The 8909-nt window shown below is 69.1% G+C and carries 7 protein-coding genes and 1 pseudogene; 4 read left to right on the forward strand and 4 right to left on the reverse strand.

The genetic code is table 11. The annotated features are described in order from the left end of the window. The 3 genes and pseudogenes from B551_RS07995 to B551_RS08005 all read right to left on the reverse strand — a co-directional run. Positions 1-400 (reverse strand): annotated as a pseudogene (locus B551_RS07995) (ABC transporter permease); the annotation flags it as partial. Positions 401-462: 62 nt separating this feature from the next. Beyond that, positions 463-1062 (reverse strand): DUF4126 domain-containing protein, encoded by a 600-nt coding sequence (locus B551_RS08000; RefSeq protein ID WP_023263839.1) that lies wholly within the window; start codon positions 1060-1062, stop codon positions 463-465. Positions 1063-1190: 128 nt separating this feature from the next. Then, positions 1191-2282 carry a substrate-binding domain-containing protein gene (locus B551_RS08005; RefSeq protein WP_023263840.1) on the reverse strand — a complete coding sequence of 364 codons (1092 nt, stop codon included), beginning with the start codon at positions 2280-2282 and terminating at the stop codon, positions 1191-1193. A gap of 164 nt (positions 2283-2446) precedes the next feature. On the opposite strand from B551_RS08005, the gene B551_RS08010 reads away from it, so the two are divergent. Further along, a complete protein-coding gene (locus B551_RS08010; protein WP_006578353.1) occupies positions 2447-3304 on the forward strand; it encodes a substrate-binding domain-containing protein in 858 nt (285 codons plus the stop codon). A gap of 53 nt (positions 3305-3357) precedes the next feature. Here B551_RS08010 and B551_RS08015 read toward each other — a convergent pair whose 3' ends face one another. Beyond that, on the reverse strand, positions 3358-4308 hold the full coding sequence (locus B551_RS08015; protein WP_006578352.1) for a LysR substrate-binding domain-containing protein: 951 nt from the start codon (positions 4306-4308) through the stop codon (positions 3358-3360). 268 nt (positions 4309-4576) lie between these two features. Here B551_RS08015 and xdhA point away from each other — a divergent pair, with 268 nt between their 5' ends. The 3 genes from xdhA to B551_RS08030 all read left to right on the forward strand — a co-directional run. Beyond that, positions 4577-6088, forward strand: coding sequence for a xanthine dehydrogenase small subunit (gene xdhA, locus B551_RS08020; RefSeq protein ID WP_006578351.1), 1512 nt, complete (start codon positions 4577-4579; stop codon positions 6086-6088). A 17-nt stretch (positions 6089-6105) separates the two neighbouring features. Further along, positions 6106-8514, forward strand: coding sequence for a xanthine dehydrogenase molybdopterin binding subunit (gene xdhB / locus B551_RS08025; protein WP_023263841.1), 2409 nt, complete (start codon positions 6106-6108; stop codon positions 8512-8514). 32 nt (positions 8515-8546) lie between these two features. Then, positions 8547-8909: XdhC family protein (locus B551_RS08030; protein ID WP_043438113.1), on the forward strand; the 363-nt coding region annotated here is incomplete at its 3' end.

The following is an 8909-nucleotide window of genomic DNA, read 5'->3' on the forward strand; positions in this document are numbered from 1 at the left end:
CAGTCTCGCCGCCGTTCGGCCTGTCTGCCGGGCGGGCGACGGTCGCCATGCTCGGAAAGGTGACCGTCTGCGCGACGGACAGGCCCTGCGCCGCCGCCTGCGCCGCGAAGGCCGCATCGAACGGCTGGTCCGCCACCAGCAGCACGTCGGCGCCGATCAACTGGCGGGCATCGCGCTCCAGCCCCTGCCGCATCCGGTCGGACAGGAAGCCGACGCTGGCCAGCGCCGCGACCGCCAGCACCAGCGCGAACAGCAGCAGCGTCAGCTCGCCGGCGCGCCAGTCCCGCCGCGCCATCCGCCACGCCTGCACCCACGGCGAGAAACGCGCCCCGGCATGGGGAACGGCGACGGGGCGCACCAGCGCAGGAGCAGTGGAATCCGCGGCGGAATCGGTCGGCATGATGTCGTGGTCAGGGGTATTCGTTGTCGGGGCGCCGGGGGCGTGGATGGCGCCGATCCCGGTCAGTACGTGGCCGGCGGCCCGCCCTTGCGGGTCAGCGTGCCATGCAGCTTGCGCACGCCGCGCCACAGCTTGGGCAGCAGCCACAGCGCCAGCAGCAGGCTGATCGCCAGCAGTACGAAGAACAGCACCGGCAGGAAGAACGCCAGCAGCAGGCTGCCGGTGGCGGTCACATCCTCGGTGAATGAGGCCGCCCAATTCGAAAAGGGTTCCGGCGACACATTGATCAGCGCGCGGGTGCCGGCCTTGGCGGCATGCGCGGTACCGGCCAGCGTGCCGCCGACCAGGCCGGCGATCACCATCCACTGCGGATCGAGATTGCCGAACGCGGCCGCCGCCAGGATCGCCCCGGCGGGAATGCGCACGAAGGTATGGATGCCGTCCCAGACCGAATCGAAGCCCGGGACCTTGTCGGCGATGAATTCGGCCAGCGCCAGCACGGCGGCCACGCCGATGACCCAGTTGGACGCGAGCGGCTGCAGCCCGGCCGGCAGATCGAGCCAGCCCATGCGGGCCAGCAGGCCGGCGGCCAGCACGGCCAGGTAGAGACGAAAGCCGCTGGCCCAGGACATGCCGGCGGCCAGCGCGGCGGTTTCCAGCATCGGGACGCCCTCGCAGAGTCGCGGCCGGCGGCGCCGGCCATGGGCGCAGTGTAATACGGGTGTCGTTCCGGACTGCCCGAAGATCCCCGGTATTGCCCTGGTCACGCCCTGGTCACGCCCTGGTCTAGCTACTCGCGCCCGTCGACCCCGTACCAGGGCAGCACCTGCTCCGGGGCCAGCAGCCCGCGCTGCTCGACCAGCGCATAGCCGGGCAGCGCGGTGATGCGGGCGGCGATCGCCGGGTCGGCCAGCAGCGCCAGCAACGCATGGACCCACGGCGCGAACTGGTCGGCCTTGCGCAGCGCCAGATAGTAGACCTCGCGCGTCAGCGGCACGAAGGCCAGGCCGTGCGCCTCGGCATTGACGCGCAGGCCGAAGCCGACCTCGGCGCGGCCGGCATGCACCGCCTCGGCAACCTTCTCGTTGCTGAACTCGGGCTCGTCATAGCCGACCACCTGGTCGGCATACAGTCCGTGCGCCGCCAGCAGCTGGTCGAACAGCAGCCGCGTGCCCGAGCTGCGCTGCCGGTTGACGAAGCGCGCCTGCGTGCGGACCAGATCGCGCAGCTCTCGGATTTCGCGCGCGCGCGACGGCGCGACGATCAGCCCCTGCTCGCGCGAGGCCACCGGAATCAATCGCACCGCGGACGGGCGCAGCCATTTGCGCAGCGTCACGTGCGCGACGGAGCCCGCGGTCTGGATCGGCGCGACATAGAAGCCCGCCAGTTCGGCCTGCCGCTCGTGCAGGCAGATCAGGCCCTCGACGCTGCCGCAGAACACGGTATCGAGCTGCAGCCCTTCCGGCTGCTCGTTCAGGGCTCCCGCCAGCACCTCCATCGCCGGGTCGTGGCTGCCGGAGAAATGGATGCGCGTCTGCGGCCGGGCGGCGTCGTCAAGCTCCGCGGCGAACTCGGCCAGCGCCTTGCGCACCGCCGGATCGACCGCCTCGCGCAGCTTGCCCTCGGCGCGCAGCAGGCGCTCGCCGAACCGGGTCAGCGAGGCGCCGCGGCCGCGCTCCATATCCAGCATGCTGCGCCCGAGCAGCGCTTCCCAGTCCCGCATCACGCCCCAGGCATGCCGGTACGACAGTCCGACCTTGGCGGCGGCGCGATGCAGCGAGCCGGTCTCGCGCACCGCCTGCAGCAGCAGGAACACCTTGCCGTTGGCACGGGGGTTGTCGTCCGCCGATACCACCGGAAACAGTTCGAATTGGAATGTCATATGTTCCGCTGTTCTTATTTACTTTGTTCTTGGAGTGCCGAGACAATCATGGCGCCCGCACAAGCTTGCGCAGATTAGCGGAAGCTTCGGATGTCGCGCATTGTCACCGAAGCCGATGGGCGCGCGCAATTATGTTCAGACAAACATAACTAGAGGAATTCCATATGCCATTTCCCACTCCGGGTCGGCCCTCCCGCGGGCTGTCGCGACGGCTCGCCGCCGCCCTGCTGTCGGCCGCCTCGCTGCTCGGCGCCGGCGCGGCCTTCGCCGGCGAACTGAAGCTGGCGACCACCACCAGCACCGAAAACTCCGGCCTGCTCAAAACCCTGCTGCCGCGCTTCGAGCGGGACAGCGGCGTCGCCGTCAAGGTGATCGCGGTCGGATCGGGCAAGGCGATGAAGATGGGCGAGATGGGCGATGTCGACGTGCTGCTGGTGCACGCGCGCAAGATGGAGGACGCGTTCGTCGCGGCGGGGCACGGCATCGACCGGCGCGACGTGATGTACAACGACTTCATCGTGGTCGGTCCGTCGGCGGATCCGGCCAAGATCGCGGGCAGCAAGGACGTGATCGCAAGCTTCCGCAAGATCGCCGCCAGCGGCGTCAAATTCATCTCGCGCGGCGACAACTCGGGCACCGACGTGATGGAGAAGTCGTACTGGAAGGAGGCCGGCATCGAGCCGAAGGGCCAGGCTTGGTACGTCAACGCGGGGCTCGGCATGGGAGAGGTGCTGACGATGGCCGCGCAGATGCCCGGCTACACGCTGTCCGACCGCGCGACCTATGGCGCCTATCGGGCGAAGACCGGGCTGGCCATCGCGGTGCAGGGCGATCCGAAGATGTTCAACCCCTACGGCATCATCGCGGTGAATCCTGCCCGGCATCCCGGCATCAACTACACCGATGCGCGCAAGCTGATCGAGTGGATCACGTCGAAGGCGGGGCAGGACGCCATCGCAGGCTACAAGGTCGACGGCGAGCAGCTGTTCTTCCCCAGCTACAAGGAAAAGGCGGGCTCCTGACCTGCGGTCGGAAGCCACGGCAATCGCAGCCGCAGCGGCCGCGCCCGTCCGACTCAGGACTCGGCTGCGATCTCCAGCCGCGGCAGCAGCGGCAGATCGGCCGCCACCTCGGCGATCATCCGGCGCAGCCACAGCACGTCCGGCGCCGCGTGGCAGCGCTCATGCCATAGCTGGTAGAAGCGCATCCGCGGGAACGACACCGGCGCCGGCACCATGCGGATCGGCAGGTACTGGGCATAGTGCGCGGCGAACTGCCGGCCGGTGGTGAACACCATGTCGGTCTTCATCAGCACATAGGGCACCAGCCCGAAATACGGCAGCGTGACCTGGATGCGGCGCTTGTAGCCCTGCTCCGCCAGCGCCTGGTCGATCATGCTTCGCTGCATCGACGCATACGGCGCCGGCGCCAGATGCGGCATCTCCAGGTAGTGCTTCAGCGACAGCCCCTTCTTCGCCAGCGGATGCTGGGCGCCGAGCATGCAGACCACCTCGTCCTCGAACAGCGGCGAGATATGCAGATGCTCGGGCGGCGACAGCCAGTTGCCGACCACGATGTCCAGCTTGCCCTGCTCGAGCTCCTCCAGGAAGTCCGTGGCGCTGGTCAGCGGATGGACGAACAGCTTCGCGCCCGGCGCCAGCCGGCGCACCCGTTCGACGATATTGGGCAGGAAGAACGCGTCCAGATAGTCGGGCGCGCCCAGATGGAAGGTCCGGTCGGTGGTGGCCGGATCGAACTGCTGCGGGGGCCGCGCGATGCGATCCATCGCGGCCAGGCTCTGCTCGGCCAGTTCGAGCAGTTCGCGGCCGCGCTCGGTCGGCACCATGCCGCTCTTGCCGCGCACCAGGATCGCGTCGCCGGTGATCTCGCGCAGCCGCTTCAGCGTATTGCTGATCGCCGGCTGCGATTGCCCCATCCGCACGGCGGTGCGCGTGACGCTCTGCTCGGTCAGCAGGGTGTGCAAAACCCGAAGCAGATAGGTGTCCAGATGGTCGCGTCCGTGCATGGTGAATTCGTCCGGCCTGATAAGCCTGCGGGCCGGTGGCGTGGGGATAAGGATCGGCGCATAGTGTATGCCAGTCACCCTGGCAGCGGTCAATTCGGCGCAAACCCGCGGAATGCCCCCGGTTTTGGTGCGCCACGGTACATTCGCGGCATGCGCCTCCGGTGCCGCGGGTGACCGGGGCGTCATGATGCGGCATATCACCTGGGCCGAATATTGCTACTCGGCGCCAGTGCTATGTTTGTCCCCATCGCAAGGAGATAAAACGACCATGGAGACACAACCCATCCGCTTCTACCATCGCGGCCAGGTTCAGCAGGTCACCGATGCCCCGATTACCCGCACCGTGCTGCAATACCTGCGCGAAGACGCGCGCTGCACCGGCACCAAGGAAGGCTGCGCCGAGGGCGACTGCGGCGCCTGCACCGTGGTCATCGGCGAACTGCAGCAGGATGGCGAACTGAGCTTCAAGGCCGTCAACTCCTGCATCCAGTTCCTGCCCACGCTGGACGGCAAGGCGCTGATCACGGTCGAGGACCTGCGCCAGGCCGACGGTTCGCTGCATCCGGTGCAGGAAGCGATGGTCGAATGCCACGGCTCGCAATGCGGCTTCTGCACGCCGGGCTTCGTGATGTCGCTGTGGGCGCTGTACCAGCAGCACCAGCCGGGCGGCCCCGCGCCGGACCGTCAGACCATCTGCGACGCGCTGACCGGCAATCTGTGCCGCTGCACCGGCTACCGGCCGATCATCGAGGCGGGCCAGCGGATGATGTCGCTGCCCGCGCCGCACGCGAGCCGGCTCGAGCCGAAGGCGATCGCCAGCGCGCTGCGCACGCTGACGCGCGAGGACACCTTCCACTATCGCGATCCGTCCGGCGCCTTCTTTCATGCGCCGCGCACCGCGTCGGCCTTCGCCGCGCTGAAGGCGGCCGAGCCGTCGGCACGCATCCTTGCCGGCAGCACCGACGTGGGGCTGTGGGTCACCAAGCAGTTCCGCGAACTGGGCAACCTGCTCTATGTGGGCCAGGTCGAGGACCTGCAGCAGGTCGTCGAACACGACGGCGTCATCGAGATCGGCGCGGCCGTCTCGCTGGAGCGCGCCTACGCCGCGCTGAACAACGCTCACCCCGAACTCGAAGAGCTGTGGAAGCGCTTCGCCTCGCTGCCGATCCGCAACGCCGGCACGCTCGGCGGCAATATCGCCAACGGCTCGCCGATCGGCGACTCGATGCCGGCGCTGATTGCGCTGGGCGCCGAGGTCGTGCTGCAGCATCGCGACACGCGCCGCGCGCTGCCGCTCGAGGACCTGTACCTGGCCTACCAGAAGACCGCGATGGCCGAGGGCGAATTCGTCGCGGCGCTGCGCGTGCCGGTGGCCGGGCCCCAGCACTTCCGTACCTACAAGCTGTCCAAACGGTTTGACGAGGATATCTCCGCGGTCTGCGCCGCCTTTGGCATCACCGTCGCCAACGGCGTGGTGAGCGAGGCCCGCATCGCCTTCGGCGGCATGGCCGCCACGCCCAAGCGCGCGGCCCAGGCCGAGGCCGCGCTGCTCGGCCAGCGCTGGGACGAAGCCACCGTCAAGGCCGCGATGGCCGCGCTGTCGCAGGACTACACGCCGCTGACCGATATGCGCGCCACCGCCGAATACCGCGCCCGCGGCGCCGCCAATCTGCTGTACCGCTTCTGGCTGGAGACGCGCGACGATGCGCTGCCGGCCGCGGCCGTCAACGTACGGGCGCCCGGCGCGGGCAGCGTGCCGAACACCGTGGTCACCGCTTAAGACAAGGAGCGATCGGCATGAACAAGCAAACCGAAGCCTTCCTGCTCGACACCGGTGTCGCCAACGGCGGTGCGCCCGTGGCGGCGGACTTCAGCGACGGCGACCTCGCCGCCCATATCGCGGCGGAGGCGCCGCCGCAGATCGGCGTGTCGCGTCCGCACGAATCCGCGCATCTGCACGTGGCCGGCACGGCCACCTATACCGACGACATTCCCGAACTCGCCGGCACGCTGCACGCCGCGCTCGGCATCAGCGCCCGTGCCCATGCCCGCATCCGCGCGATCGCGCTGGACAAGGTGCGCGCCGCGCCCGGCGTCGTCGCGGTGCTGACCGCGAAGGACATCCCCGGCGTCAACGACTGCGGCCCGATCATCCACGACGACCCGATCCTGGCGAGCGACACCGTGCAGTTCGTCGGCCAGCCGATCTTCATCGTGGTGGCCTCCTCGCACGATGCCGCGCGCCGCGCCGCACGCCTGGCCGCGATCGACTACGAGGACCTGCCGCCGATCCTGTCGCCGCAGGCGGCGCACGAGGCCGGCAGCTACGTGCTGCCGCCGATGCATCTGGAACGCGGCCAGCCGCGCCAGCAGCTGGGCACCGCCGCGCATCGGGACAAGGGCCATATCCGGCTCGGCGGCCAGGAGCAGTTCTATCTGGAAGGCCAGATTGCCTATGCCGCGCCGAAGGAAAACGACGGCATGCACGTCTGGTGTTCGACCCAGCATCCAACCGAAATGCAGCACGCGGTCGCCCATGTGCTGGGCTGGCAGGTGCACCAGGTGCTGGTCGAATGCCGCCGCATGGGCGGCGGCTTTGGCGGCAAGGAATCGCAGTCGGCGCTGTTCGCCTGCTGTGCGGCGCTGGCCGCGTGGAAGTTGATGTGCCCGGTCAAGCTGCGTCCGGACCGCGACGACGACATGATGATCACCGGCAAGCGCCACGACTTCGTGTTCGACTACGAGGTCGGCCACGACGCGCAGGGCCGCATCGACGCGGTCGCGGTCGAGATGGTGTCGCGTGCCGGCTTCTCCGCCGACCTGTCGGGCCCGGTGATGACGCGCGCGATCTGCCATTTCGACAATGCCTACTGGCTGCCGCACGTACAGATCGACGGCTACTGCGGCAAGACCAATACGCAGAGCAACACCGCGTTCCGCGGCTTCGGCGGCCCGCAGGGCGCCTTCGCGATCGAGTACATCCTCGACAATATCGCGCGCACCGTCGGCCGCGACGCGCTCGACGTGCGCCGCGACAACCTGTACGGCAAGACCGAGCGCAACGTGACGCCCTACGGCCAGACCGTCGAGGACAACGTCATCCACGAGCTGCTCGACCAGCTCGAGGCCAGCAGCGACTACCGCGCGCGCCGCGAGGCCACGCGCGCGTTCAACGCCGGCAGCCCGGTGCTGAAGAAGGGCATCGCGATCACGCCGGTCAAGTTCGGCATCTCGTTCAACGTCGCGCACTTCAACCAGGCCGGCGCGCTGGTGCACGTCTACAACGACGGTTCGGTGCTGGTCAATCACGGCGGCACCGAGATGGGCCAGGGGCTGAACACCAAGGTGGCGATGGTGGTCGCGCACGAACTCGGCATCCGGCTCGAACGCGTGCGCGTGACCGCCACCGACACCAGCAAGGTGGCCAACACCTCGGCGACCGCCGCCTCGACCGGCACCGACCTGAACGGCAAGGCCGCGCAGGACGCCGCGCGCCAGATCCGCGAGCGGCTGGCCGCCTTCGCCGCGCGCCAGGCCGGCGTCGATCCGTCCACGGTGCGCTTCGGCGACGATCTGGTGGTCGCGGGCGAGCTGCGCCTGCGCTTCGACGAACTGGCGCGCCAGGCCTACGTCGCCCGCGTGCAGCTGTGGTCCGACGGCTTCTACGCGACGCCCAAGCTGCATTGGGACCAGAGCAAGCTGCAGGGCCGGCCGTTCTACTACTACGCCTACGGCGCGGCGTGCTCGGAGGTGCTGGTCGACACGCTGACCGGCGAATTCCGGCTGCTGCGCGCGGACGTGCTGCACGACGTCGGCCGCTCGCTGAACCCGGCGATCGACATCGGCCAGGTCGAGGGCGGCTTCATCCAGGGCATGGGCTGGCTGACCACCGAGGAGCTGTGGTGGAACAAGGACGGCAAGCTGATGACGCATGCGCCGTCGACCTACAAGATCCCGACCGTCAACGACTGCCCGGAAGTGTTCAACGTGAGGCTGTTCGAGAACCGCAACGCCGAGGACAGCATCCACCGCTCGAAGGCAGTCGGCGAGCCGCCGCTGCTGCTGCCGTTCTCGGTGTTCTTCGCGATCCGCGATGCCATCGCCAGCCTGGGCGGCTATCGGATCAATCCGCCGCTCGATGCGCCGGCGACCAGCGAGGCGATCCTGAACGCGGCCGATGCCGTGCGTCAGGCCGCCGCAGCGTGAGCGCCGGCTCGCCAGATCGATCGGACGCGATCATGCAGGACGCCCCGCTCAAGCCCTTCCGCTTTGCCGATGCCGCTGCGCTGGTGCGCGCCGGCGTGCCGGCGGCGATGGTCACCATCGTCGAGGTCAAGGGCTCCGCGCCGCGCGAGCCCGGCATCCGCATGCTGGTGACCGGCGACGATCTGATCGGCACGATCGGCGGCGGTCATCTCGAATGGCGCGGCATGGCGATCGCGCGCGAGATGCTCGACGCCGCCGCGCGCGGAGCGCCTTCGTCGCTGGCGCCCGATGCCACGCGCCGCGTCGTGCGGATTCCGCTCGGCCCCGCGCTGGGCCAGTGCTGCGGCGGCGTGGTGCAGCTCGCCTTCGAGCGGCTGGGCCCGGCCGATCTCGAA

The organism is Cupriavidus sp. HPC(L), from assembly GCF_000307735.3.
Classification (GTDB): Bacteria; Pseudomonadota; Gammaproteobacteria; order Burkholderiales; family Burkholderiaceae; genus Cupriavidus.